The organism is Pseudomonas sp. Leaf59 (assembly GCF_920984685.1).
GTDB lineage: Bacteria > Pseudomonadota > Gammaproteobacteria > Pseudomonadales > Pseudomonadaceae > Aquipseudomonas.
The window spans coordinates 119,909-144,260 of the sequence record NZ_CAKLBR010000007.1 but is presented as its reverse complement, the minus strand read 5'-3'; the positions used below and the strand labels follow the sequence as shown (position 1 = coordinate 144,260).

Here is a 24,352-nt window from a genome sequence, read left to right as displayed (position 1 = left end):
TCAGGAATGCGCTTCGGTTAGGTTGGTCAACGCTGGCCCCTTGCTTGGGGGCTCTTTGAGGACTACACGCTTGATCGGACCGACGATGACCAGGTAGCTGAACACCGCCACCAGTGCGTTGGCACCGACGAACACCAGCGCCCATTTGAACGAGCCGGTGGTGCTGATGATGTAGCCGATCACGATGGGCGTGGTGATCGACGCCAGGTTACCGAAGGTGTTGAACAAGCCGCCACTGAGGCCGGCGATCTGTTTGGGCGAGGTGTCGGACACCACCGCCCAACCCAGTGCGCCAACGCCTTTGCCGAAGAAGGCCAGGGCCATGAAGCCCACCACCATCCATTCGATATCCACGTAGTTGCACGCCACGATGCTGCTGGAAATCAGCAGGCCGCCAATGATCGGCGCCTTGCGCGCGAAGGTCAGCGAGTGGCCCTTGCGCAGCAGGTAGTCGGAAATCACCCCGCCCAGCACACCGCCGATAAAGCCGCAGATGGCCGGCAACGAGGCGATGAAACCGGCCTTGAGGATGGTCATGCCACGGTCCTGCACCAGGTACACCGGAAACCATGTCAGGAAGAAGTAGGTGATGCCGTTGATGCAGTACTGGCCCAGGTACACGCCGAGCATCATGCGGTTGGTCAGCAACTGGCGGATGTAGTCCCACTTCGGACCGTCGGTTTTCTTGCCTTTGCCCTTGTCCTGATCCAGGTCGACCATCGCGCCATTGGCCGCAATGTAATCGAGCTCGGCGGCGTTGATCATCGGGTGCTGGCGCGGGCTGTGGATCACTTTCAGCCAGACCAGCGAGAAGACGATGCCGATCACGCCCATCACGATAAACACGTGCTGCCAGCCGAAGCTGTAGACGATCCAGCCCATCAGCGGCGCGAACAACACCGTGGCAAAGTACTGCGCCGAGTTGAAGATCGCCGAGGCCGTGCCGCGCTCGGCCGTGGGAAACCACGCCGCCACGATACGGGCATTGCCGGGGAACGAAGGCGCTTCGGCCAGCCCCACCATGAAACGCAGCATGAACAGCGCGACCACGGCGGTGGAGATACCGAATTCACCGACATAGCCTTGCAGCACCGTGAACAGCGACCAGGTGAAGATGCTCAAGGCATAGACTTTCTTCGAGCCAAACCGGTCGAGCAACCAGCCACCGGGAATTTGCCCGGCCACGTAGGCCCAACCGAATGCAGAGAAGATATAACCGAGGGTGACCGCGTCGATGCCGAGGTCTTTTTGCAGGCTGGAGCCGGCGATGGCGATGGTGGCCCGGTCGGCGTAGTTGATCGTGGTCACCAGGAACAGCATGAGCAGGATCAAATAGCGGACATGGGTCGGCTTGGTCGCTTGCATGTAGAAGTACTCCCACTAATTATTTTTTTTGCGGGTAATCAAGTTGTGCTGCGCACACCGCTTCATGTGGGAGCTGGCTTGCCTGCGATACAGGCACCGCGGTGTGTCAGGCACACTCCGGTAATGCTATCGCAGGCAAGCCAGCTCCCACACCAGGCAGGCGCCACAGGTGTTGCGTATTACGAACCGATGTAGCTGGTCTTCACCACGGTGTAGAACTCTTGTGCATAGCGGCCCTGCTCGCGTGAACCATAGGATGAGCCTTTACGGCCACCGAACGGCACGTGATAGTCCACGCCGGCAGTTGGCAGGTTGACCATCACCATCCCGGCCTGGGAGTGGCGCTTGAAGTGGTTGGCGTACTTCAGGGACGTGGTCGCAATGCCCGCCGACAGACCGAACTCGGTGTCGTTGGCCATCGCCAGCGCCGCTTCGTAGTCCGCCACACGTACCACGTTGGCGACTGGGCCGAAGATTTCTTCACGGCTGATGCGCATGGCGGCTTCGCTGTCGGCAAACAGCGTCGGCGCCAGGTAGTAGCCTTCAGTGTCGCAGGTCACCAGACCGCCACCGCTCACCAGCCGCGCACCTTCGCTCTGGCCGATGTCGATGTATTTCAGGTCCTGGTCAAGTTGGGCCTGAGACACAACCGGGCCGATGTCGGTGCCGCTTTTGAGAGCGTGGCCGACCTTGATCGACTTCATGCGCTCGGCCATCGCCGCGACGAACTGGTCGTGAATACCGGCGGTGACGATCAGGCGGCTCGATGCGGTGCAGCGCTGGCCGGTGGAGTAAAACGCGCTCTGCACGGACAGCTCGACGGCCTGCTTGAGGTCGGCGTCATCGAGAATGATCTGCGGGTTCTTGCCGCCCATTTCCAATTGCACCTTGGCCTGGCGCGACACGCAACTGACGGCGATCTGGCGCCCGACACCCACGGAGCCGGTGAAGCTGATGCCATCGACTTTCGGGCTGTTGACCAGCACGTCACCGACCACGCGACCGCTGCCCATCACCAGGTTGAACACACCGGCAGGGAAGCCCGCGCGCGAGATGATCTCGGCCAGGGCCCAGGCGCAGCCGGGTACCAGTTCAGCCGGTTTGATCACCACGCAGTTGCCGTAGGCCAGGGCCGGGGCAATTTTCCAGGCGGGGATGGCAATCGGGAAATTCCACGGGGTGATCAGGCCAACCACGCCCAGGGCTTCGCGGGTCACTTCAACGTTGACGCCCGGGCGTACCGACGGCACGTAGTCGCCGGACAGGCGCAGGCATTCACCGGCAAAGAACTTGAAGATATTGCCGGCGCGGGTCACTTCACCGATGGCCTCGGGCAGGGTCTTGCCCTCTTCCCGGGCCAGCAGGGTACCGAGTTCTTCACGGCGTGCAAGGATTTCGCTGCCGACTTTATCCAGCGCATCATGGCGCGCCTGGATGCCGGAGGTGGACCACGCCGGGAACGCAGCGCGGGCGGCGTCGATGGCCGCATTGACCTGAGCGACATCGGCCTTGGCGTATTCACCAATGACATCGGACAACTCCGACGGGTTGAGGTTGGTGCAATAGTCGGCACCGGCTACCCATTGGCCATTAATGTAGTTTTCAAAACGCTTTGCTTGGGACACGAATCTTCTCCTGACGCAAAAGGCCGCTGATTGCTCAGCGGCCTTGTTGATAAGTTATTGCGGGCCTTGCTTGTCGATCAGCGCGGCCAGGGCTTCGTATTCTTCCGGCAGCAGGTCGGTCAGCGGCGTGCGCACCGGGCCTGCGTCGTAGCCGGCGATCTTCGCACCCGCCTTGACGATGCTCACGGCGTAGCCGGCCTTGCGGTTACGGATATCAAGGTACGGCAGGAAGAAGTCGTCGATGATTTTGCCAACGGTGGCGTGGTCGTCTTTGGCAATCGCGTGGTAGAAGTCCATCGCGGTTTTCGGGATGAAGTTGAACACCGCCGAGGAGTACACCGGCACGCCCAGGGCCTTGTAGGCAGCGGCGTAAACCTCTGCAGTCGGCAGGCCGCCGAGGTAGCTGAAACGGTCGCCCAAACGACGGCGGATCGACACCATCAACTCGATGTCACCCAGGCCGTCCTTGTAGCCGATCAGGTTCGGGCAGCGCTCGGCCAGGCGTTCCAGCAGCGGCGCAGTCAGGCGGCAGACGTTGCGGTTGTACACCACGACGCCGATCTTGACCGATTTGCACACGGCCTCAACGTGGGCGGCAACCCCGTCCTGGCTGGCTTCGGTGAGGTAATGCGGCAGCAGCAGCAGGCCTTTGGCACCGAGGCGCTCGGCCTCCTGGGCGTATTCGATGGCCTGGCGCGTCGCACCGCCCACACCGGCGAGAATCGGCACGCTGGAGGCGCAGGTATCGACTGCGGTTTTCACCACCTGGGAGTATTCGCTGGCGGCCAGGGAAAAAAACTCACCGGTGCCGCCGGCGGCGAACAGGGCCGTGGCGCCGTAGGGGGCCAGCCACTCGAGACGCTTGATGTAACCCGCCTGGTGGAAATCACCCTGGGCGTTGAAATCGGTCACCGGGAAAGACAGCAGACCGTGGGAGAGGATGGACTTCAGTTCTTGTGGATTCATTATTCGAACACCCTGGGCGAAGACTTTCTGTCGAAAGGTTATTGTTGGTTGTGATGATGTCGTACGTCATCGTACAACTATAAAAGGATTCGTCAACTGCAATTCATCGCAACGGGGGTGCAGCGGGATTTTCCAGACAATGGAAGTCAATGAGGGAGGGGGCTTGCTCTGATGCCAGTCAGTTAAGCGCGGATCCCCTGTGGGAGCGGCGGTGCGACTTGCCCGCGAAAGCGGTGGGTCAATCAACGTCAATGTTTGCTGGGCCGACGCCTTCGCGGGCAAGCCCGCTCCCACATTTTGTGCAGCGTTCGGCAGACAATCCCGGTCGGCTCTCAGGCCGCCTCGCTCTTGATCTTGATCTGAGGCGCCCCGTCAAACACGCTGGCCGAACCTAAGCGAGGTGCCGAGTGTTGGGGCAAGAGCGTTTTGCTTACTTTTGCGCTTTTCAAAAGTGAGCCGCCGTAAGGGCGGAACCCTAAGTCGTCTTTACCGCAGCACCGGATATGCACACCGAAAAATCGCCATCGCAGGCAAGCCAGCTCCCACATTTTGACCGCATGCAACCTCTGCTTCAGTTGCGCTGCGCCTCTGCCTCTTCATGGGCATGGCGCAGGCGTTCGCGGCTGTTGGTCAGGTGCAGGCGCATCGCGGCGCGTGCTGCGTCCGAATCCTGGCGGGCGATGGCGTCGTAGATTTCTTCGTGTTCGCGGCTCAGGCGGACCATGTAATGCTGCTGGTCGTCATGGGCCAGACGCGCCGAATTCAGGCGGGTGCGCGGAATGATGCTGGTACCCAGGTGGGTCATGATGTCGGTGAAGTAACGGTTGCCGGTGGACAGGGCGATTTCCAGGTGAAAAGCAAAGTCCGAAGCAACCGCATCGCCAGCGTGGGCAGCGCTCTCGTTGAGCGCGTCGAGGGCAGCGCGCATGGCCGCCAGTTGCTCATCGCTACGGCGCAAGGCCGCCAGGCCCGCCGACTCCACTTCCAGGCTGATACGCAACTCGAGGATCGCCAGTACGTCACGCAAGGTCACCACGGTGGCCGGGTCAATGCGAAAGCCGCTGGGGCTTGGCGTATCCAGCACAAACGTGCCGATGCCGTGGCGGGTCTCCACCTGCCCCGCCGCCTGCAGGCGCGAGATGGCTTCGCGCACCACCGTGCGGCTGACACCATGGGCGTCCATGATCGCCGACTCGGTGGGCAACTTGTCACCGCGCTTGAGCTGGCCGTCACGGATCTGCTCGGACAACACCGTGACCAATTCCTGGGCAAGGCTGCGGCGCTTGCGGGGAAGACGAGGGGCGGCGCTGGCGTTTTCCATGATGAATCATCTTTCTCGGTGAGCTTGAGCACGCATCATAGCCCATGGTGGTTGTACGATCACCGTCCAGGCGCGACTTTCACCCCTATCCTGCGCGCAAAAAAATGCCCCGACACACGCCGGGGCATTGATTCAGTGCGTCCGCAAGGACAAACCTTTTACTTCACCACTTTCAAGCTCGGCCGGCCGCTGGGGCGCGGGGGTTCCGAATCCGGCGGCGGTAGATCACTACCGCCCTCGCCTTCGATGGACGGCTCGTCCTCGAAAGGCGATTCCAGATCGAAGACCATGCCCTGGCCATTTTCCCGGGCGTAGATGCCGAGGATGGCGCCAATCGGCACGAACAGCGTGTGCGGCACACCGCCGAAACGCCCTTCGAAGCTGACGGCTTCGTTGTCCATGTGCAGGTGGCGCACGGCACTGGGTGATACGTTCAGCACAATTTGTCCATCACTGGCAAAACCCTGCGGCACATCCACCTTGGGGAATTCGGAATTGACCAGCATGTGCGGGGTGCAATCATTGTCCACAATCCACTCGTAGAGCGCGCGGACCAAATAGGGTCGACTGGAGTTCATCAACGGCTCCTTAGGCCTTAGCGCATGTCGCGTTCGACACCAGACAGACTCGCCTGGAAAGCCTCACGCGCAAATTGGCGCTCCATGTAATCAAGCAACGGCTTGGCCGGCCGTGGCAGTTCAATGCCCAGAATCGGCAAGCGCCAGAGTATGGGTAATAGGCAGCAATCCACCAAACTTTGTTCCTCGCTGAGGAAAAAAGGTTTATCCGCGAACAACGGCGAAACGCCTGTCAGGCTCTCGCGCAATTCCTTGCGCGCCATGACACGGGCGGCCTCTTTGCTGCGCGAATCGAGGATCACATCCACCAGCCCGCACCAATCGCGCTGGATCCGATGAATCAGCAGGCGGCTGTTGGCACGCGCCACCGGATACACCGGCAGCAAAGGCGGATGCGGGTAACGCTCATCCAGGTATTCCATCACCACGGTCGACTCCCACAACGCCAGGTCACGATCGACCAGGGTGGGCAAGCTGCCGTAAGGGTTCACTTCGATCAGCTTCGGCGGATGACGACCCGCTTCCACACTGATGATCTCGGCGCTGACACCCTTCTCTGCGAGCACGATGCGTACTCGGTGGGAATAGTGGTCGGCGGGGTCGGAGTAACAGGCCAACCGGTTGGTCACGCCCATGGCGGTCCTCCTCGCTTGTTGAAATTATCGAAAGCTCAAAAACGAGCGCGCCCAGGGGGATTCTCTGCAGCACCCGGTTCAACCGGGTCGCCGTGTAGTCAGAGAAGCCGCTGGGCGCGCAAGATTAACAGCAATTGCTCACGGTTGGATCAATGCACATCCTTCCAGTATTCACGTTTGAGCAGATAGGCGAATACAAAGAAGAAAGCCAGGTAAAGCAAGACGTACGTACCGATGCGCTGGTGCTGCAATTTGACCGGGTTGGCCGAGTAGGCCAGGAAGGTCACCAGGTTTCTGACCTTCTCGTCAAACTGCGCTTCACTCAGCTTACCGGTGTTGGGCACGATGGTCAGTTGATCACACGCTTGGTGGGTCAGCGGCGTGCCGGTCAACGGATCATAGTGCTTCTTGCCGTCTTCAACGACCTGAACCTGCGTGCATCCTAACACCTGGCGACCCTGCAGGCCGACCAGAACGTTCGGCATGCCCACATTCGGGGAGACCTTGTTGTTCACGCCCCATGGCCGGGCCGTGTCTTCGTAGAACGACGTGAGGTAGCCGTACAGCCAATCGGTGCCACGAACCCGGGCCACCAGGGTCAGGTCGGGCGGTGCCGCGCCAAACCAGGCCTTGGCGTCCGCAGGCTGCATGCCGATGTCCATGTGGTCGCCGATCCTGGCGCCGGTGAACACCAGCTTCTCCAGCATCAGTGCGTGAGGGATGCCCAAGTCGTCGGCCACGCGCTCATAGCGCTGGTACTTGGCGCTGTGGCAGCCCATGCAATAGTTGACGAAGGTGCGCGCGCCGTCCTGCATGGCGGCCTTGTCGGACACGTCGATGTCGACGTGCTCCAACGGCGCGCCTTGCTCGGTGGCGCAGGCCAGCAGCGGCAGCGCCGCCACCATCAATGCCACGAATAGTTTTTTCATCGGCCCGTCACCCTTTCCGGTACCGGTTTGGTTTTCTCGAACCGGGTGTAGAACGGCATCAGCATGAAGTAGGCGAAGTACAGAAAGGTGCAGACCTGTGCCAGCACCGTGCGCCCAGGCGTCGGCGCCAGTAGCCCCAGCACGCCCAGGGTCACGAACGAAATGCAGAACAGCCACAGCCAGATCCTGCTCAGCCAGCCCTTGTAGCGCATGGACTTGACTGCACTGCGGTCAAGCCAGGGCAGCACGAACAACGCGGCGATGGCCGCGCCCATGGCGATCACGCCCATGAGTTTGTCGGGGATGGCGCGCAGGATCGCGTAGAACGGCGTGAAGTACCACACCGGAGCAATGTGCTCAGGCGTCTTGAACGCGTTGGCAGGCTCGAAGTTGGGCTTCTCGAGGAAATAACCACCCATTTCCGGGAAAAAGAACACGATCGAGCAGAACACGAACAGGAATACCACCACGCCCACAAGGTCTTTCACGGTGTAGTACGGGTGAAACGCAATGCCGTCCAGTGGGATGCCGTTCTCGTCCTTGTGCTGCTGGATGTCCACACCATCCGGGTTGTTGGACCCCACTTCATGCAGCGCCAGAATGTGCAGCACCACCAGACCCAGGATCACGATCGGCAGGGCCACTACGTGCAGGGCGAAGAAACGGTTCAGGGTGATGCCGGAGACCAGGTAGTCGCCCCGGATCCACTGGGCCAGGTCGCTGCCAATCACCGGGATCGCGCCGAACAGCGAGATGATCACCTGGGCGCCCCAGTACGACATCTGCCCCCATGGCAGCAGGTAACCCATAAAGGCTTCGGCCATGAGCGCCAGGTAGATCAGCATGCCAAACACCCACACCAGCTCGCGGGGCTTCTGGTAGGAACCGTAGAGCAGGCCACGGAACATGTGCAGGTAGATGACGATAAAGAACATCGAAGCGCCCACGGCGTGCAGCAGGCGAATGATGGCTCCGTGGTTGACGTCACGCATGATGCCTTCAACGGAGGCGAATGCCTCTTCAGCCGTGGGTGTGTAGCTCATCGTCAGCCAGACGCCGGTGATGATCTGATTGAACAGCACCAGCAGCGCCAGGGAGCCGAAGAAGTAAAAGAAGTTGAAGTTTTTCGGCGCGTAATACTTGCTGAGGTGGTCTTCCCACATTTTGGTGGCGGGGAAGCGCGCGTCGATCCAGTCCATGAACTTGCTCATCACCCATTCTCCCTGTCGAGGCCAATGACAATAAGGTCGTCCGTTTCGTAGGAATGCGGCGGTACGGGCAGGTTCAGCGGCGCAGGCTGGGACTTGTAGACGCGCCCGGCGAGGTCGTAGTGGGAACCGTGACACGGACAGAAGTAGCCGCCGACCCAGTCCTTGCCCAGGTCGATCGGTGCTACTTCAGGGCGAAAGGAAGGTGAGCAACCCAGGTGAGTACACAGACCGACCAGCAGCAGAATCTCGGGCTTGATCGAACGCACTTCATTCCTGGCGTAGGCGGGCTGGTCGGAATGCTCGGAGGTGGGGTCAGACAGCCGGCCGTCCAGGGTTTTCAGGTTCCTCAGGATTTCCTCGGTACGGCGCACAATGAATACCGGCTGGCCGCGCCACTCGGCAATCATCTGCTGCCCCGGCTCGATCTTGCTGACATTCACCTTCACCGGCGCGCCCGCAGCTTTCGCCTTGGCACTGGGGAACCATGACCCCACGAACGGAACCGCAGCACCGACCGCTCCTGCAGCGCCCACCACGGAGGTGGCTGCTACCAGGAAGCGGCGCCGGCCTGCATTCACGCCGTCATTGCTCATTCAGTCCTCTCCCCATCGGCTCTATAGCCTGCTAAATCAGGCACCTGCTCAGTGTTGAATGTCTGTCTGTAAAAATGTTGTCGGATGGTAGTTAAAAGCCAGACTGATGAATAGGGAATGTCCCTGACCCCAGCCAGCAGCCCTTGAAGTATAAGGACGCGGCATGTTGTCACGGCAAAAAATACGAAAACTCCGGGCAATAAAAAACGCCCAGCTCCGTGAGGAGACTGGGCGTTTTTGTGGAACGTAAAGCGAATTAACGCTTCGAGTACTGCGGACGCTTACGCGCTTTACGCAGACCGACTTTCTTACGTTCAACTTCACGGGCATCGCGAGTCACGAAGCCAGCTTTGCGCAGAGCGCCACGCAGGGTTTCGTCGTACTGCATCAGAGCGCGAGTGATACCGTGGCGGATTGCGCCAGCCTGACCACTTACACCGCCACCGATAACAGTGACGTAGATGTCGAACTTTTCAACGGTCTCGGTCAGTTCCAGCGGCTGACGAACTACCATGCGGGCAGTTTCGCGACCGAAGAAGTTTTCCAGAGTGCGGTTGTTGATCGAGATGTTACCAGTGCCCGGACGCAGGAAAACGCGTGCGGTTGCGGTTTTGCGACGGCCAGTGCCGTAATTTTGAGTCGCCGACATAATGAACTATTCCGTTAAAACTTCAGTTCTTGGGGCTGCTGAGCAGCATGAGGGTGTACAGCGCCCGCATAGACTTTCAGCTTGCGAAACATATCGCGACCCAGTGGGCCCTTCGGCAGCATGCCTTTGACCGCGATTTCGATCGGGGCTTCAGGCTTCTTGGAGATCAGGCCTTCAAAGTTGGAAGACTTGATACCGCCTGGGAAACCGGAGTGACGGTAGTACATTTTGTCTTGCGCTTTGTTGCCGGTAACACGTACCTGCTCAGCGTTGATGATCACGATGTAGTCACCGGTATCAACGTGAGGGGTGTACTCAGGCTTGTGCTTGCCACGCAGACGGCTGGCGACTTCAGTGGCCAGACGACCCAGGGTCTGACCAGCGGCGTCGACGACAAACCAGTCGCGCTGAACTGTTTCCGGTTTTGCAGTAAAAGTTGTCATTCTTTAATAGCCTCAGGGGCCGCCCTGTAAATTAGACGGCGGATCTTACTGAATAGTGCGTACTTTGACAAGTCAAAGGCAGCCGGATACAGACGCTATCGGGGGCTCGGGTCGGCGCGTCCGTTCAACGGCAAGATTCTTCGGCAGACGGCGCATCACTTCCACTGCAGAAAGAGGTGGGCAATTATGCAGATTGCGAAAAAAAATTCAACCTGCTTTTATGATTGTTTTCCCTGCAAGGAGTACCCGATGGATTATCGACAGCTGGGCCGTACGGATCTGAACGTGAGCGCGATAGCCCTGGGCACCATGACCTGGGGTGAGCAGAACAGCGAGGCAGAGGCTTTCGCACAGATCGAGCGGGCCAAGGCGGCCGGGATCAACTTCCTCGATACCGCCGAAATGTACCCGGTGCCGCCCAAGGCCGACACCTATGCCACCACCGAGCGGTATATCGGCAACTACTTCAAAAGCCGCGGCGACCGGGCCGACTGGATCCTCGCCAGCAAGATCGCCGGCCCCGGCAACGGTATCGACTATATCCGCGACCGTAACCTCAAACACAACCGCACCCACATCGTCCAGGCGCTGGACGCCAGCCTCAAGCGCCTGCAAACCGACTGGATCGATCTGTATCAACTGCACTGGCCGGAGCGCAACACCAACTTCTTCGGCAAGCTGAGCTACCAGCACGAGGATCAGCCGGACATCACCCCACTGGAGGAAACCCTCGAAGCGCTGGACGAGCAGGTCAAGGCCGGCAAGATCCGCCACATCGGCCTGTCCAACGAAACCCCATGGGGCACCATGAAATTCCTGGCCCTGGCCGAAGCCCGCGGCTGGCCGCGCGCGGTGTCGATCCAGAACCCCTACAACCTGCTCAACCGCAGCTTTGAAGTAGGCTTGGCGGAAGTGGCGATTCGCGAACAGTGCGGCTTGCTGGCCTACTCGCCGCTGGCGTTCGGCATGCTCAGCGGCAAATATGAAAACGGCGCGCGCCCGGCCAAGGCGCGGCTGACGGAATACAGCCGCTTCAGCCGCTATTTCAACCCGCAGTCGGAAGCGGCATGCAGCCGCTATGTGGCGCTGGCACGGGAACACGGCCTGGACCCGGCGCAGATGGCCCTGGCGTTCGTCACGCAACAGCCGTTCGTGACCAGCAATATCATTGGCGCCACAAGCCTTGCACAACTGGACAGTAACATTGCCAGTGCCGGGCTGACGCTGTCGAAGGAAGTGCTGGAAGGGATTGAGGCGATTCAGAAGGAGCACCCTAACCCTGCACCCTGATTGATCAGTAGACCGCCATCGGGAGCAAGCCCCTTCCACACTTGATGTGTGAACACGCAGGGGAGCTGCTTTCGATGGCGTCACGGGGCACTGGACACACACGACGAAAAATAAGACGATCCAGCCGTCTGGTGACCACTTTCCCCTATAAGAATAAATGAAATCATGTCCAACCAAGCCTCCACGCCGTTGCGGCGCGTCAGCATCCTGGCCATTGACCGGGTGTTCGCGTCCACGCTCATGCAAGCCAAGGATTTCTTTCACCTCGCCAGCCTGCGCTACGGCAAACAGCAGGGTCTGGGCCTGACCCCGGGCTTCGAAACCCGCCTGGTCAGCCCCGACGGCCAACCGGTGCGCAGCTTCAGCGATGTGATCATGCCGGTGGACGGCGGCCTGGAAGACGCCGACATCATCGTGTTGCCAGCCTTCTGGGACGACTTCGAGACCCTGTGCACCCGCTACCCGCAAGTGCTGCCGTGGCTGCGCGAACAACACGCACGCGGTGCCGTACTCTGCGGCGAGGCCACCGGGGTGTTCTGGCTGGCCGAAGCCGGTCTGCTCGATGGCAAGGAGGCGACCACCTACTGGCGCTTCTTCACGGCCTTCAGCGAGCGCTTTCCCCAGGTGCACCTCAATCAGGACAAGCACCTGACCGACGCCGACAACCTGTATTGCGCCGGCGGCACCACCTCGGCCTGCGACCTCTACATCTACCTGATAGAACGCTTCTGCGGCGCCAATATCGCCCAGGCCGTGGCCCGCGACATCCTCTATGAGGTGCAGCGCAATTATTCGCCGGGACGCATTGGCTTTGGCGGGCAGAAGCTGCACCAGGACGTGATCATCCTGCAGATCCAGCACTGGCTCGAAGAGCATTTCGCCGACAAGTTTCGCTTCGAAGACGTGGCCCGCGAACACGGTATGAGCATTCGCAACTTCATGCGCCGCTTCCAGACCGCCACCGGCGACAAGCCGCTGCACTACCTGCAACGCCTGCGAATCGAGACGGCCAAGGGCCTGCTCTCGGGCAGCCGCAAGAGCATCAAGACCATCAGCTATGAGGTGGGGTATGACGATGCGAGCTTCTTCGCGCGGTTGTTCAGGCAGCACACCGAACTTTCACCGAACCAATACCGCCAGCAATTCCAGCAAGCGGCTTAATTGGGGATAGACACAAAACCAATGTGGGAGGGGGCTTGCTCCCGATAGCAGTCTGTCAGCCAATGATGCACTGACTGATTCACCGCTATCGGGGGCAAGCCCCCTCCCACATTAAAACTCCACAGCCCTAGAAACTGCTTACGGCTTGTGCCCGCGCGACAGGAACTCGTGGGACTGCATCTCGAGCAAACGGCTCAGGGTGCGCTGGAACTCGAAATTAAGGCGACCGCCGGTGTAGAGATCCTTGAGCTCGACTTCCGCCGAGATGATCAGCTTGACGTTACGGTCGTAGAACTCATCGACCATGTTGATGAACCGCCGCGCAATATCGTCGGTGGTCACGCTCATCTGTTCCACGCCGCTGAGGATCACCGCGTGGAAGATCTTGCCCAGTTCGATGTAGTCGTTCTGGCTGCGGGGGCCGTCGCACAGTTGGCGGAATTCGAACCAGGCCACGTCGTCGCAGGTACGCAAGGCGATGATTTCGCGGTTCTCGATCATCAGCTTGTCGTTTTCCACCGCCTGGGTGCATTCCGGCGTCAGCGCGCGGAAGCTTTTCTTCAGGCTTTCGTGGGCCGCTTCGTTCAACGGGAAGTGGAACAACTCCGCTTGCTCGAGATGACGCAGGCGGTAGTCGACGCCGCTGTCGACGTTGACGATTTCGGTGTTCTGCTTGATCAGCGCAATGGCCGGCAGGAAGCGCGCTCGTTGCAGGCCGTCCTTGTACAAGCCGTCGGGCACGATGTTCGAGGTAGCAACCAGGGTCACGCCGTTCTTGAACAGCTCTTCCATCAAAGTGCCGAGGATCATGGCGTCGGTGATGTCGGAGACGAAAAACTCATCGAAGCAGATCACCTTGGCTTCGTCGGAAAAGCGCTTGGCAATAATGGTCAGCGGGTTTTTCTCGCCCGGCAGGGTTTTCATCTCTTCGTGCACGCGCTTCATGAAGCGGTGAAAGTGCGTGCGCACCTTTTCCTTGAACGGCAGCGCTTCGAAGAAGGTGTCCACCAGGTAAGTCTTGCCCCGGCCGACGCCGCCCCAGAAGTACAGGCCCTTGACCGGCGTCTGGTCTTTCTTGCCAAACAGCTTGCTGAACATCCCGGGCTTGTTCTGCGAAGCCGCGACGAGGTCGTCGTACAGGCGCTGCAAATGACGCACGGCATTTTCCTGCGCCGCATCATGGAAGAATTCAGGGCGTTTCAGATCAGCTTGATATCGTTCTAGGGGCGTCATAATTTCGTTAGCAAGGCAACAAAAACGGGCCGTCACTGTAACGACGGCCCTGAATAATGGCAATCAACCCTTGGTCGGGTTAATCCTCGAAGGGGGTCAACGCAATGCGCAAGGCGGCGATGGCGGCATCGCGTGACGCTTCGTCGGCGAACTCGGCACTGTCGGCCACCGGGTTGCCGTCCAGCCATACGCTGAAGGCCAAGCCTTCATTGCGCACCTCCAGCGCGTCGCCGCTGTGCAATTGCTTGGTTACCGCGCCCGCCGCTTTGCCATCGGCGAAGTTGCGCGACAACAGCAACTGCTCGCCATCGGCGGCCAGGAGACGAAAGCGGAAACTGTCGTCTTCGCGGAAGCTTACAAAACGCGCGGTTTTCGCGGCTTTCTTTTTCGTGGCGACCGGTGCTGCAGCCTGCTCGACGAACGAACGCAGGCCAACGGCCTCGCGCAGTTCAGCCAGAAACGGTGCGGCCACGGCACGGGCCTTCTTCGCGCCCACCAGCAGCAGGTCTTCCATGTCCGACGGGCGCGACATCAACGTGTGATAACGCTCGCGGGCTTCGCCAAGCTGGCCGTCGAGCAGTTGGAACAGGCGGTTCTTCGCCTCGCCCCAGCCCAGGCCCTGTAATAACTCAGCGCGGAACTGTTCTTCCTCGGCCTTGCTGGCAAACGCCTGGTACAGGGTGAACAGGTGTGAATTGTCCGGATCCTTGGCTTCGCCCGGTGCGCGGGAATCGGTGACGATGCGCGAGATCGCGTCCTTCATGTCCTTGGCGCTGGTGAACAACGGGATGGTGTTGTCGTAGCTCTTGGACATCTTGCGGCCATCCAGGCCCGGCAAGGTGGCAACGCTTTCTTCGATCAGCGCCTCGGGCATGGTAAAAAACTCCTTGCCCTTGCCGAACAGGTGGTTGAAACGCTGGCCGATATCCCGGGCCATCTCCACGTGCTGGATCTGGTCGCGACCGACCGGCACCTTGTGCGCGTTGAACATCAGGATGTCCGCTGCCATCAGCACCGGGTAGCTGTACAGGCCCATGCTGATGCCCGCATCCGGGTCTTCGCCGGCCTCCACGTTCTTGTCCACCGAAGCCTTGTACGCGTGGGCGCGATTGAGCAGGCCCTTGGCCGCCACGCAGGTCAGCAGCCAGGTCAGCTCGGGGATTTCCGGGATGTCGGACTGGCGATAGAACGTCACCCGGTTCACATCCAGGCCACCGGCCAGCCAGGTCGCGGCGATTTCCATGCGCGAGCGCTGAATGCGCTGCGGGTCATCGCACTTGATCAGGGCGTGGTAGTCGGCCAGGAAATAGAAGGAGTCGGCATTGGCGTCCTGGCTGGCGAGGATCGCCGGGCGAATCGCACCGGCGTAGTTGCCCAGGTGCGGCGTGCCGGTGGTGGTAATGCCGGTGAGGATACGGGTACGAGTCGTCATGGGTAATCGCTTATCAGACTGCTGTCAATTCGAGAGGCGCGGCAGCACCAGATCCTTCAGATCGGTGAGCTTGCCATGAAAAAAGTGCCCGCATTCTGCCACTTTCAGCAGCTCATGGGGGCGATTCAAGGCAGCGGACCAGTCGTAGACGAGTTGCGGGTCGACCACTTCGTCGGTTTCCGGCTGGATCACGGTCAGCGGGCAACCCAGCGGCAGCACATCGTTATCGCGCAGGCGCATCACCGCAGCGGCGACCATGAACAAATGCGCGAGTTGTTCACCCCTGGCTTCCAGGCGCCCGCCGAGGCTGGCGGCCACATAACCGCCGAACGAAAAGCCGAGCAGGGTGATCGGCAGGTCAGGGTGTTTTTCCCGCAGCCAGGTGGCAGCCGCTTCGGCATCGTCGACTTCACCGGAGGCCATGTCATGGGTGCCAGCACTGGCGCCGACGCCACGGTAATTAAAACGCAGCGTAATCAAACCAGCATCGCGTGCGGTGCGCTGCAGGGTCGAAACGACTTTATTGAGCATGGTCCCGCCCTGCACCGGGTTGGGATGGCAGATCAGCGCCAGGCCGCGTGGCTCGGGGTGATCCAGGTACAGGGCTTCCAATTGGCCCACCGGGCCATCGATCAAAACGGGGGTTTCACGCATGAGCAAGAGATGAACTCCGTGACCTCTCAAAGGGTCGACTCGTCTAGCTAAAAGTCTGTGCATGGCATCATTGCGAGCTTAATCGCGGTATACAGCGCAGGTCCGAGCCGTTAACGTAAAGCAAAGCCGTTTATAGAGGAAGGACTCGTGGAACACTCGCTCTTAGTTTGGTTGTTGCCGACTCTTGCCCTGGTTGCCGGTGTCGCCATTGGATTCCTGGTTGCTCGCCTGCTGCCGAATGCCGCGCCTAACCGCACGCAGCGTCAGCTGGATGACATTCAGGAACGTTTTGACAGTTATCAGAACGAGGTTGTTACCCACTTCAACAGCACCGCGACCCTGGTCAAGAAACTCACCCAGAGCTACCAGGATGTACAGGATCATCTGGCCGATGGCGCCAACCGCCTGGCCCTGGATGACATCACCCGCCAGCGTCTGCTGGCCGCGCTGCATTCCGATGCACCGCAAGCGCCACGGGAACGCCTGACCCCACCCCGGGAAAACCAGGAGCCACCACGGGACTACGCGCCAAAAACGCCGAACGCCCCCGGCATGCTGGATGAGCATTACGGCTTGAAGAAGTAAGTCTTTTCAGGCACGACAAAAAGCCCGGTTGATCGATGATCAGCCGGGCTTTTTGTTTGAGACTCGCTTCTCCAACACAACAAAAATCAAATGTGGGAGGGGGCTCGCTCCCGATAGCAATGCATCAGTCAGCTCAGCTGTAACTGACACCCCGCTATCGGGAGCAAGCCCCCTCCCACGCTGACCGCAGCCAAGGTTCAGGAAACGGGTTGCTCCTGCAACCAGCCACCCTCGATCCGCACATGCCGCCCATGGAAGCGCTTGAGGCTGCTGCGATGGCCGACGCTGACGATGCTCAGCCCCGGAAGTTCATCGATCAAGGCTTGATACAGGCTGGCCTCATCCTCCTCATCCATGGCCGATGTCGCCTCGTCCATGTACAGCCACTGCGGCGCGAACAACAAGGCGCGGGCAAAAGCCAGACGCTGCTGCTCGCCGGGCGAAAGCATGCGCTGCCAATGGTTGGCCTCGTCCAGGCGCGCAACCAGCTGCGGCAGGCGGCAGGTTTCCAGCACCTGTGCATAACGTTCGGCCGTATAGGCGCTGTCGTCCTGTGGATAACTCAACACCGCCTTCAACGTGCCGATCGGCAGGTAAGGCTTTTGCGGCAGGAACAGATAACGTGCCGCTGGCAGGCGAATACTGCCGTGACCCGCCGGCCACAAGCGGCCCATGGCACGCAGCAGGGTGCTCTTGCCGCTGCCGGAGCGACCGCTGAGCATCAGGCGCTGGCCCGGCTCGACAATCATGTTCGCATCGGTGAGCAAGTGACGGCCATCGGCCAGGTTCATGCCCAGGCCCTGCACCATCAGACGTTCGCCTTCGGCATTCACCTCGATAGCGGCCGGACGCTGCTCGTTTTCGGTCATGGCTTGCTGGAAGCTCAACAAACGGTCGCTGGTGGCGCGCCAGGCGGCGAGGTCGGTGTAGGCACTGATAAACCAGCTGAAGTTGCCCTGCACGTTGCCGAACGCCGAGTTGATCTGCATCAGCTCGCCCAGCTCGATCTTGCCGGCGAAGTAACGCGGGGCCGCCACGATAAACGCGAACACGATAGCGATCTGCTCATAACCGGCGGTAAAAAAGGTCAGGCGCTTGGACACTTTCATGATGTCCCAGTAGTTGTGCCATACCCTGCCGAAGCGCGTCTTCAGGCGCTGGTTCTCGTTGGGCCCGCCGTTGTACAAGGCGATGCTCTCGGCATTCTCGCGCACCCGCACCATGGAGAAACGCAAGTCGGCTTCGAAGCGTTGCTGCTGGTTGCTCAAGCCGATCAAGCGACGCCCGATCAGGTGGGTCAACCAGCTGCCGACACCGGCGTAGACCAGCGCACACCAGAACATGTACCCGGGGATGGTGAAACCGAACACTTCAATGCTGCCCGACACGCCCCACAGGATCACGGAAAACGACACCAGGCTGACGACGTTGCGCAGCAGTCCCAGACCCAGGCTCAAGGTGTTGGACGTGAAGCTGTTGAGGTCTTCGGAAATCCGCTGGTCGGGGTTGTCGGTGTAACCGCCCTGCTCCAGTTGGTAATAATTCTTGTGCGCCAGCCAGCGCGCGAAGTGTTTTTCGGTCAGCCAGGCGCGCCAGCGGATGGTCAGCATCTGCGTCAGGTACAAGCGGTAGACCGCACCGAGAATGGCCACCGTCGCGATCCCGCAAAAATAGCCGATCAGTTGCCAGAACGCGGCGGTGTCCTTCTTCTCCAGTGCGTTGTAGAAATCCTTGTACCAGTGGTTGATCCACACGGAGATCGCCACGCTGAACAGCGACAGCGCGATCACTGCCGCCAGCAACAACCACGCCCTGCCCTTCTCCTCACTGCGCCAATACGGCGTGATCATCGCCCAGGTTCGACGGAAGAATTGCCCATGCACGGCGTCATTGACCGCGGAATACTCTGCGTTCTGGTTCATCGTTCAGGCTCTGTAGGAAAAATGGCAGGCGTTTGAACCGATCATAAGGGATCGGTTCAAGGCTCCGTGCGGCCTGAGACGGGTCGTTCAGCTTAGGTTCAGCGGCGCACCGGACGCTTTTGCAACTTGCGTTGCAAGGTACGGCGATGCATGCCGAGGGCGCGGGCGGTGGCCGAGATATTGCCTTCGTGCTCGGTCAGTACACGCTGGATATGCTCCCACTGCAGGCGGTCCACCGACATCGGGTTTTCCGGCACCAGGGTGTCGAGGTCGGCGTGCTCGGAGAGCAGCGCGGCCAGCACGTCGTCGGCGTCGGCCGGCTTGCACAGGTAGTTGCAGGCGCCGCGTTTGATGGCCTCGACGGCGGTGGCGATGCTGGAGTACCCGGTGAGGATCACTACGCGCATTTCCGGGTCGAGTTCCAGCAGCTTGGGCAACAGCACCAGACCCGAGTCGCCGTCCATTTTCAGGTCGAGCGCGGCGTAGTCCGGCAGATCGGCCTGGGCGATGCTCAAGCCTTCTTCGGCGGAACCTGCGGTGCTCACGCGAAAGCCGCGACGGCTCATAGCACGCGCCATCACGCGGGTAAAGGTGGCGTCGTCGTCTACCAGCAACAGGTGCGGCAGTTCTTCGCCTTCGACTTGAATCTCGTCACTCATCGCTATCTCCTCGTGCGACACGGGGCAGGCGCAGCTCGGTGAGCGTGCCACCTTCCTCATGACTGTAGAGTTTCACTGAGCCGCCCGCGCGGGTCACGCTGGCCTTGCTCAAAAACAGGCCCAGGCCGAAGCCTTTGCCCTTGGTGGTAAAGAAGGGTTTGCCGATCTGCTCGGCAATGGCCAGCGGCACGCCGGCGCCGTGGTCACGGATGCTGATGGTGACGTGTTCCGCGTCCCAGTCCAACTGCACGCCCAGGCCTTCGGGGCAGGCGTCGGCGGCGTTGTTCAACAGGTTGAGCAACGCCTGGGTGAGGTCAGGCGGCGGCGCCATGCGCGGCACGCTGCCCTGGCCCAGCAGGGTGAAGCGGTAACTGGCTTCGGGGCGCATCAGGTGCCAGCGGTTCAGGGCTTCGTCGAGCCATTGGGTGACGTCCTGCATCTGCACCGCCAGGCGGCGATTGGCTTCGGCGGCGCGCACCAGTTGCTGCAAGGTCAGCTTGCACTGCTTGACCTGCTCCTGCAGCACGCCGAGGTCGTCCTGCAAGGCCGGGTCATGATGATCCTGGGTCATTTCCTTGAGCAATACGCTCATGGTCGCCAACGGCGTACCCAGCTCATGGGCAGCGCCGGCGGCCTGGGTGGCGACGGCGAGCAGTTGCTGGTCGCGCAGGCCCTCTTCGCGGCGAATGGCACGCAATTCTTCCTGGCGGCGCAGTTCTTCAGCCATGCGTGCGGCAAAAAAGGTGATGACCGCCGCCGACAGCGCAAAGCTCAACCACATCCCGTAGATCTGCAGGTTTTCCCGCGCGATGGGGAAGGTTTGCAACGGATAGAACTGGGCCAGCAGCAGGGTGTAGAGGGTCAGCGCAATCCCCGACAGCACCACCGAATAGCGCCATGGCAAGGTCACGGCGGCGATGGTCAGCGGCACCAGGTAATAGGAAACGAACGGGTTGGTGGAACCGCCGGAGAAATAAAGCAACACACTGTGGATAAACAGGTCGCAGGCCAACTGCAGCGCATACTCCAGCTCGGTGACCGGCCAGGTGGTACGCAACCGGATCACGGTAAACACGCACAACACCGTGGAGAACCCCAGCGTCACACCCAGCGGCAGCCAGGGCAGCGGCAGCAGATCGAACCAATAGGCGAGCCCCACGGAGCCGGCCTGTGCGGCCAGTACCAGGGTGCGGATAAACGTCAGGCGCCAGAGGTTCTGGCGGGTGGCGGAAGTCAGTTTTACGGCGGCGAGCATGGGCTCTCCCGATGAGCGCTGCAGGCGGATCGCCAGGAGTATAAACGAAGCAGCAGCGCAGACAGGGCGCGTGTGGCTCTTTGACGCAGGCCGCACAGACCGCCGTTCGTCGGCATGCGCCGCATTGTAGGTAATGTGTAAACCCGAAGAACCCGACACCAACGTCTACAGTCATACCAACACCACTGTCCCAAGGAGCTTCCATGTCTCGTTTCACTCGCAGCGCAGCCCTGCTCACCCTCGGCGCCAGCACCCTGGCCAGCCTGCCGGCGCTGGCCGCCGACGAACTGCATTACAACCAGATTTCCCTGCGCGCCGAAGTCAGCCAGGAAGTCGCCCGCGACAAGATGATCGTCACCCTCTACACCGAATCGCAGAACAGCGACCCGGCCAAGCTCGCCGCCGACATCACCAACACCATGAACACCGCGCTCGGCCAGGCCCGTGAAGTCAAGGCCGTGACCCTGCGCCAGGGCAGCCGCAACAGCTACCCGATCTACGACAACAAGAACCAGAAGATCACCGGCTGGCGTGAACGCGCCGAACTGCGCCTGGAAAGCGCGGACTTCCCGGCGCTGTCCAAGCTCACCGGCGAGCTGCTGAATACCCTGAAAATGCAGAACATGGACTTCGCCATCGCCGACACCACGCGCAAGACCAGCGAAGATGCGTTGCTCAAGGACGCAGTGGCTGCGTTCAAGGCCCGTGCGCAATTGGCGACCGATGCCTTGGGTGGCAAGGGCTACAAGATCGTCAACCTCAACTTCAACACCAATGGCTACCCGATGCCCTACGCACGCAATGGCGCGATGATGATGAAGGCGGCCATGGCTGATTCAGCGCCGACGCCGGAAGTCGAAGCCGGCACCAGCCAGGTAAGCATGAGTGCTGATGGAGTGATTGAAGTTCTGCAGTAAGCCTCTCAATTCAAAAAAACGGCGCAGCCTTGAAGGCTGGCGCCGTTTTTTTGATCATCGGGTCTCTAATGCCCATAGCGGTAAGTTTTACCCACACGCTGTAGGCCTCTTCTTATGCACGTTTTTTTCCATACAGGGCACAGGCATAACGTGGAACCTTGCGCACGCATTTAGCCACCCAATGATAAATAACTCCATGCGCAAGGTTCCAAACTGTAGCAGGCAGGCCAGCATCAACAGATGCACCAGAAAGATGAGTAATCCCCCGTGGCTTATATAAATTACGAAGCCGAAAACATGAGTTAATCAGTGGCGAAAGAACACTGACCCGCTTCTCTTAATATCATGACATGACGCGGCGCACGCACTGCCAGCGGTGCTATCACGCGCCCGGAAAATGTTGTTAATCACTGATAAGTAGATAGGTCCGACAATGAATATACGCTCGTCTGTGCTACAGCTCCCTGTTACAACGCCTGCTCAACACAGTCGCCCAACGCATGCAATTAACACTGCGCTGCCCTTGGAAAATACACTTCCGGGCACGCCGACCCGCTCAGAAGCTGAAGCGTTGGGTCTGGGACAAAAACCGAACCCCGCCCCAACCCCCAATCATGAATTTGATGTCGCCAAGGGGATCATTTATGGGTCAGTCAGCGTTTCCCCGCCCACGGCAAGCTATACGCAACAGGAGCGTCTACAACGGATCGACGCCTACGCCGGTCGTGTAGTAACGCAAATCAAGAACATAGAAAGTGGCGAGGAAGGCGAAAGTAATATCCGGTTCCAGAAGACTCGCCAGTTTCTGGAGCCTGCCGGCTACTTCAGCGGTGGATTGTTAGCCGCGGGATTCGATCCCCATGAAAAAATCACCGTAACGTTCAATTCATACGTTGGGAAATGGAAACCGGAAGTCAAGACCGACACTGAGAAGCGCACGTATTTTGCCTGGGAAATTGCAGCCGGAGCCCTGAAGCACGATAGACCAGCGGGCGGCGGCCTGCTCAACTTTCAAACTCTGGAAATCAAGCCACAGGACCGGAGCAAGATAAACGATCTGGAAGCGCTGGGTGCGAAGCTGCAAGATCATTGGAAAGATGAAATAGCCAAGCCCATGAGCGACGCGTCAGGCGCATTGGCAAAACGCTCGGGAAAAGCCGATGCCTATGTCGTGAAGGGTGTCTTGCAAGGTCTGCGTAACGACAAAGACACTTATAAGACGTTAACACCTGAGGCGCGCGAGGCAATCGATCGCACGCTGGACAAGAATGGAAATGTGGTCATCCCGAATATATACGGCTATCCGCTGTCGGGGTATGCGTTTATCCCTTACGTCAATTATCACGGCAATTATGACACCCGGCCCAATCAAGGCGTGATGTTTGATCTGAAGAACGGCACGGTCGCTGAAATAAAAGGCGATGACGATTTTGCCCAATGGGCTAAAAACAACCGTGAAGCGTTGCAACGTAGCTTCAACGCCCGAGACCGGCAAGGTGGAAACGATGCTCACTGGCCCTCAGCGACAAGTGTGCTCGATAATTTGATTTCAGGTAACCAAGCCACCTACCCCGGACGTCGAAACCTGCTCAGTGACAAGCAAGTACCGGTCAGAGAGGCCTTTAATTACACCCAATCTCGCAAGCATCCTTACCACTTGAGATTCGGAGACTTAAAGTCTGGTATTGCCGCCAGTTACCAGGAGGTAAACGTCAACAATGCAACGTGGGCTGACCAAACTGAAGTATTTGGTTCCTCACAGCAAATGTGGAAGCAGGCCAAAGAGTTGTGGGGGCGTACCTTCGGGTACGTACCCATCGTGGGCAACGCAGGCAATATTGTCTTCGGTGTCCATGATTCCATATATGGCATGACCGCCAATGATCGCATGGGCGGTACGGCCGCAGCCATCATAGCCAGCCTGCAACTGGTACACGAAATTGCGCCATCGGCAGCGGAGGCTGGGCTGGGTGAAGCACAAATCAAACCTAATACCATAAACCGCGAACAATACGGCTGGACATACGATGAGCGCACCCGAAGTCATCAGTTCGTGCGAAAAGTAGAAGCCTCGAACCAGAGCGACATGCCGCACACCGCCAATACCCTGCAAAACGAACAAGGTACGCCATCGGCCGGTGAAGTGGAGCGCACTCATCCGACCGGCGAAATACCCGATAATAAACCTTCAATTCTAACCTCTATAGAAGGTTTGCCGACTGGCGAAGCGCTTTTCTCCACGCCTGAAAAAAACGTAATCCTGAGTGGAGAACTCAACGAACTAAACACCCTAGATAAAAAACTTTATACCTTTACCGACTTCAACAAAAAAGGCACTCAAGAAAGACTCAACATATTGGTACACGGCAGTGTCGACCCTGAGACGGGCATTGCAAAAGTTTCATATAACGAAAAACTCCATACGCCGGCAGAGTTACTTCAGACACTTCACGACGCAGACATTCATCCGGAAACGTTCGACAATGTGCGGCTGTTGTCATGTGACTCTGCAAGCGGTGGAGACGCCTCCTTTGCGGCTCAATTTCAGAAACTCATCGGGCGTCCTGTCAAAGGCTACAGTGGTACCCTGACAACGAACCTCGCGCCGGAAAATATAAACGCGGCCATTCTTAAAGTGGAAGCTGTCTATCTGGAAGCCCTGAAAAACAACCATAGTACCCCACTGACTGCAGCCGATAAGGCGCTGGTCAGATCAGAAGCTGAACAATATGTCTCGCGAGAATTGGCTAAAACCGTAAAACTCAAACCGTCAAAGAAAAACCCCTACTGGCATCCTGTTAAATGGTGGGCCTTTGCGTATAAACCCGTGACCTTCCCCGCACCGTAATATCGAGAGCCCGCTCACGGACGTCCACTGAGCACTACAACGACCTGTGTCAGCCTGGCCCTGAAGCGAAGGCTGCATGAA

At 59.4% G+C, this 24,352-nt stretch carries 22 protein-coding genes; 5 read left to right on the top strand and 17 right to left on the bottom strand.

The genetic code is table 11. The features are described 5' to 3' along the window. From LUB09_RS10335 to rplM, 11 genes are all read right to left on the bottom strand, one after another. Positions 1–1,365, bottom strand: coding sequence for an MFS transporter (locus LUB09_RS10335; RefSeq protein WP_231422519.1), 1,365 nt, complete (start codon positions 1,363–1,365; stop codon positions 1–3). A gap of 179 nt (positions 1,366–1,544) precedes the next feature. Continuing rightward, on the bottom strand, positions 1,545–2,990 hold the full coding sequence (locus tag LUB09_RS10330) for an aldehyde dehydrogenase family protein (protein ID WP_209988595.1): 1,446 nt from the start codon (positions 2,988–2,990) through the stop codon (positions 1,545–1,547). Between the two features lie 54 nt (positions 2,991–3,044). Then, a complete protein-coding gene (gene kdgD, locus LUB09_RS10325) occupies positions 3,045–3,956 on the bottom strand; it encodes a 5-dehydro-4-deoxyglucarate dehydratase (RefSeq protein WP_209988592.1) in 912 nt (303 codons plus the stop codon). A 571-nt stretch (positions 3,957–4,527) separates the two neighbouring features. After that, positions 4,528–5,277, bottom strand: a complete 750-nt coding sequence (locus tag LUB09_RS10320; protein ID WP_209988589.1) for a FadR/GntR family transcriptional regulator — start codon at positions 5,275–5,277, stop codon at positions 4,528–4,530. 158 nt (positions 5,278–5,435) lie between these two features. After that, positions 5,436–5,855, bottom strand: a complete 420-nt coding sequence (locus LUB09_RS10315) for a ClpXP protease specificity-enhancing factor (protein ID WP_209988586.1) — start codon at positions 5,853–5,855, stop codon at positions 5,436–5,438. Positions 5,856–5,872: 17 nt separating this feature from the next. Further along, positions 5,873–6,490, bottom strand: a complete 618-nt coding sequence (locus LUB09_RS10310; protein ID WP_231422518.1) for a glutathione S-transferase N-terminal domain-containing protein — start codon at positions 6,488–6,490, stop codon at positions 5,873–5,875. A 149-nt stretch (positions 6,491–6,639) separates the two neighbouring features. Further along, positions 6,640–7,419 carry a cytochrome c1 gene (locus LUB09_RS10305; RefSeq protein ID WP_231422517.1) on the bottom strand — a complete coding sequence of 260 codons (780 nt, stop codon included), beginning with the start codon at positions 7,417–7,419 and terminating at the stop codon, positions 6,640–6,642. Further along, positions 7,416–8,630, bottom strand: a complete 1,215-nt coding sequence (locus LUB09_RS10300) for a cytochrome b (RefSeq protein WP_231422516.1) — start codon at positions 8,628–8,630, stop codon at positions 7,416–7,418. Before LUB09_RS10300 ends, LUB09_RS10305 begins: the two co-directional genes overlap by 4 nt. Next, on the bottom strand, positions 8,630–9,223 hold the full coding sequence (gene petA, locus LUB09_RS10295) for a ubiquinol-cytochrome c reductase iron-sulfur subunit (protein WP_231422515.1): 594 nt from the start codon (positions 9,221–9,223) through the stop codon (positions 8,630–8,632). The genes LUB09_RS10300 and petA overlap by 1 nt, the downstream gene beginning before the upstream one ends. 256 nt (positions 9,224–9,479) lie before the next feature. Continuing rightward, complete coding sequence (gene rpsI, locus LUB09_RS10290; protein WP_003216038.1) at positions 9,480–9,872, bottom strand: 30S ribosomal protein S9; 393 nt, start codon at positions 9,870–9,872, stop codon at positions 9,480–9,482. Between the two features lie 14 nt (positions 9,873–9,886). Further along, the gene (rplM, locus tag LUB09_RS10285; protein ID WP_003171742.1) at positions 9,887–10,315 is read right to left on the bottom strand and encodes a 50S ribosomal protein L13; all 429 of its coding nucleotides are present in this window, start codon (positions 10,313–10,315) and stop codon (positions 9,887–9,889) included. A 249-nt stretch (positions 10,316–10,564) separates the two neighbouring features. Between rplM and LUB09_RS10280 the strand changes: the two genes are divergently transcribed. Both LUB09_RS10280 and LUB09_RS10275 read left to right on the top strand, forming a co-directional pair. Beyond that, positions 10,565–11,605 (top strand): NADP(H)-dependent aldo-keto reductase, encoded by a 1,041-nt coding sequence (locus tag LUB09_RS10280; RefSeq protein WP_209988573.1) that lies wholly within the window; start codon positions 10,565–10,567, stop codon positions 11,603–11,605. A gap of 240 nt (positions 11,606–11,845) precedes the next feature. Beyond that, positions 11,846–12,766, top strand: coding sequence for a GlxA family transcriptional regulator (locus tag LUB09_RS10275; protein ID WP_209990659.1), 921 nt, complete (start codon positions 11,846–11,848; stop codon positions 12,764–12,766). 138 nt (positions 12,767–12,904) lie between these two features. Here LUB09_RS10275 and zapE read toward each other — a convergent pair whose 3' ends face one another. The 3 genes from zapE to LUB09_RS10260 all read right to left on the bottom strand — a co-directional run bounded on the left by zapE (position 12,905) and on the right by LUB09_RS10260 (position 16,085). After that, on the bottom strand, positions 12,905–13,999 hold the full coding sequence (zapE, locus tag LUB09_RS10270; protein ID WP_231422514.1) for a cell division protein ZapE: 1,095 nt from the start codon (positions 13,997–13,999) through the stop codon (positions 12,905–12,907). Positions 14,000–14,078: 79 nt separating this feature from the next. Then, entirely contained in the window at positions 14,079–15,431 is a 1,353-nt protein-coding gene (locus LUB09_RS10265) for a tryptophan--tRNA ligase (RefSeq protein ID WP_231422513.1), read from the bottom strand. 24 nt (positions 15,432–15,455) lie between these two features. Beyond that, positions 15,456–16,085, bottom strand: a complete 630-nt coding sequence (locus LUB09_RS10260) for an alpha/beta hydrolase (RefSeq protein ID WP_231422512.1) — start codon at positions 16,083–16,085, stop codon at positions 15,456–15,458. Positions 16,086–16,232: 147 nt separating this feature from the next. Between LUB09_RS10260 and LUB09_RS10255 the strand changes: the two genes are divergently transcribed. Further along, on the top strand, positions 16,233–16,670 hold the full coding sequence (locus LUB09_RS10255; RefSeq protein WP_004372274.1) for a YhcB family protein: 438 nt from the start codon (positions 16,233–16,235) through the stop codon (positions 16,668–16,670). Between the two features lie 197 nt (positions 16,671–16,867). On the opposite strand, the gene LUB09_RS10250 is transcribed toward LUB09_RS10255, so the two are convergent. The 3 genes from LUB09_RS10250 to LUB09_RS10240 all read right to left on the bottom strand — a co-directional run bounded on the left by LUB09_RS10250 (position 16,868) and on the right by LUB09_RS10240 (position 20,506). Further along, entirely contained in the window at positions 16,868–18,592 is a 1,725-nt protein-coding gene (locus tag LUB09_RS10250; protein WP_231422511.1) for an ABC transporter ATP-binding protein/permease, read from the bottom strand. Positions 18,593–18,690: 98 nt separating this feature from the next. Further along, a complete protein-coding gene (locus LUB09_RS10245) occupies positions 18,691–19,251 on the bottom strand; it encodes a response regulator transcription factor (RefSeq protein ID WP_004372278.1) in 561 nt (186 codons plus the stop codon). Further along, entirely contained in the window at positions 19,244–20,506 is a 1,263-nt protein-coding gene (locus tag LUB09_RS10240) for an ATP-binding protein (RefSeq protein WP_209988561.1), read from the bottom strand. Before LUB09_RS10240 ends, LUB09_RS10245 begins: the two co-directional genes overlap by 8 nt. 203 nt (positions 20,507–20,709) lie before the next feature. Here LUB09_RS10240 and LUB09_RS10235 point away from each other — a divergent pair, with 203 nt between their 5' ends. Both LUB09_RS10235 and LUB09_RS10230 read left to right on the top strand, forming a co-directional pair. After that, complete coding sequence (locus tag LUB09_RS10235; protein WP_209988559.1) at positions 20,710–21,423, top strand: SIMPL domain-containing protein; 714 nt, start codon at positions 20,710–20,712, stop codon at positions 21,421–21,423. A gap of 433 nt (positions 21,424–21,856) precedes the next feature. Continuing rightward, positions 21,857–24,271 (top strand): hypothetical protein, encoded by a 2,415-nt coding sequence (locus tag LUB09_RS10230; protein WP_231422510.1) that lies wholly within the window; start codon positions 21,857–21,859, stop codon positions 24,269–24,271. Positions 24,272–24,352: the final 81 nt, after the last annotated feature.

Coding starts and splice junctions, on each gene's coding strand:
- LUB09_RS10335 (WP_231422519.1), bottom strand. CDS start 1,365: ATGCAAGCGACCAAGCCGACCCATGTCCGCTATTTGATCCTGCTCATG.
- kdgD (WP_209988592.1), bottom strand. CDS start 3,956: ATGAATCCACAAGAACTGAAGTCCATCCTCTCCCACGGTCTGCTGTCT.
- LUB09_RS10320 (WP_209988589.1), bottom strand. CDS start 5,277: ATGGAAAACGCCAGCGCCGCCCCTCGTCTTCCCCGCAAGCGCCGCAGC.
- LUB09_RS10315 (WP_209988586.1), bottom strand. CDS start 5,855: ATGAACTCCAGTCGACCCTATTTGGTCCGCGCGCTCTACGAGTGGATT.
- LUB09_RS10310 (WP_231422518.1), bottom strand. CDS start 6,490: ATGGGCGTGACCAACCGGTTGGCCTGTTACTCCGACCCCGCCGACCAC.
- LUB09_RS10305 (WP_231422517.1), bottom strand. CDS start 7,419: ATGAAAAAACTATTCGTGGCATTGATGGTGGCGGCGCTGCCGCTGCTG.
- LUB09_RS10300 (WP_231422516.1), bottom strand. CDS start 8,630: ATGAGCAAGTTCATGGACTGGATCGACGCGCGCTTCCCCGCCACCAAA.
- petA (WP_231422515.1), bottom strand. CDS start 9,223: ATGAGCAATGACGGCGTGAATGCAGGCCGGCGCCGCTTCCTGGTAGCA.
- rpsI (WP_003216038.1), bottom strand. CDS start 9,872: ATGTCGGCGACTCAAAATTACGGCACTGGCCGTCGCAAAACCGCAACC.
- rplM (WP_003171742.1), bottom strand. CDS start 10,315: ATGACAACTTTTACTGCAAAACCGGAAACAGTTCAGCGCGACTGGTTT.
- LUB09_RS10280 (WP_209988573.1), top strand. CDS start 10,565: ATGGATTATCGACAGCTGGGCCGTACGGATCTGAACGTGAGCGCGATA.
- LUB09_RS10275 (WP_209990659.1), top strand. CDS start 11,846: ATGCAAGCCAAGGATTTCTTTCACCTCGCCAGCCTGCGCTACGGCAAA.
- zapE (WP_231422514.1), bottom strand. CDS start 13,999: ATGACGCCCCTAGAACGATATCAAGCTGATCTGAAACGCCCTGAATTC.
- LUB09_RS10265 (WP_231422513.1), bottom strand. CDS start 15,431: ATGACGACTCGTACCCGTATCCTCACCGGCATTACCACCACCGGCACG.
- LUB09_RS10260 (WP_231422512.1), bottom strand. CDS start 16,085: ATGCGTGAAACCCCCGTTTTGATCGATGGCCCGGTGGGCCAATTGGAA.
- LUB09_RS10250 (WP_231422511.1), bottom strand. CDS start 18,592: ATGAACCAGAACGCAGAGTATTCCGCGGTCAATGACGCCGTGCATGGG.
- LUB09_RS10245 (WP_004372278.1), bottom strand. CDS start 19,251: ATGAGTGACGAGATTCAAGTCGAAGGCGAAGAACTGCCGCACCTGTTG.
- LUB09_RS10240 (WP_209988561.1), bottom strand. CDS start 20,506: ATGCTCGCCGCCGTAAAACTGACTTCCGCCACCCGCCAGAACCTCTGG.
- LUB09_RS10235 (WP_209988559.1), top strand. CDS start 20,710: ATGTCTCGTTTCACTCGCAGCGCAGCCCTGCTCACCCTCGGCGCCAGC.
- LUB09_RS10230 (WP_231422510.1), top strand. CDS start 21,857: ATGAATATACGCTCGTCTGTGCTACAGCTCCCTGTTACAACGCCTGCT.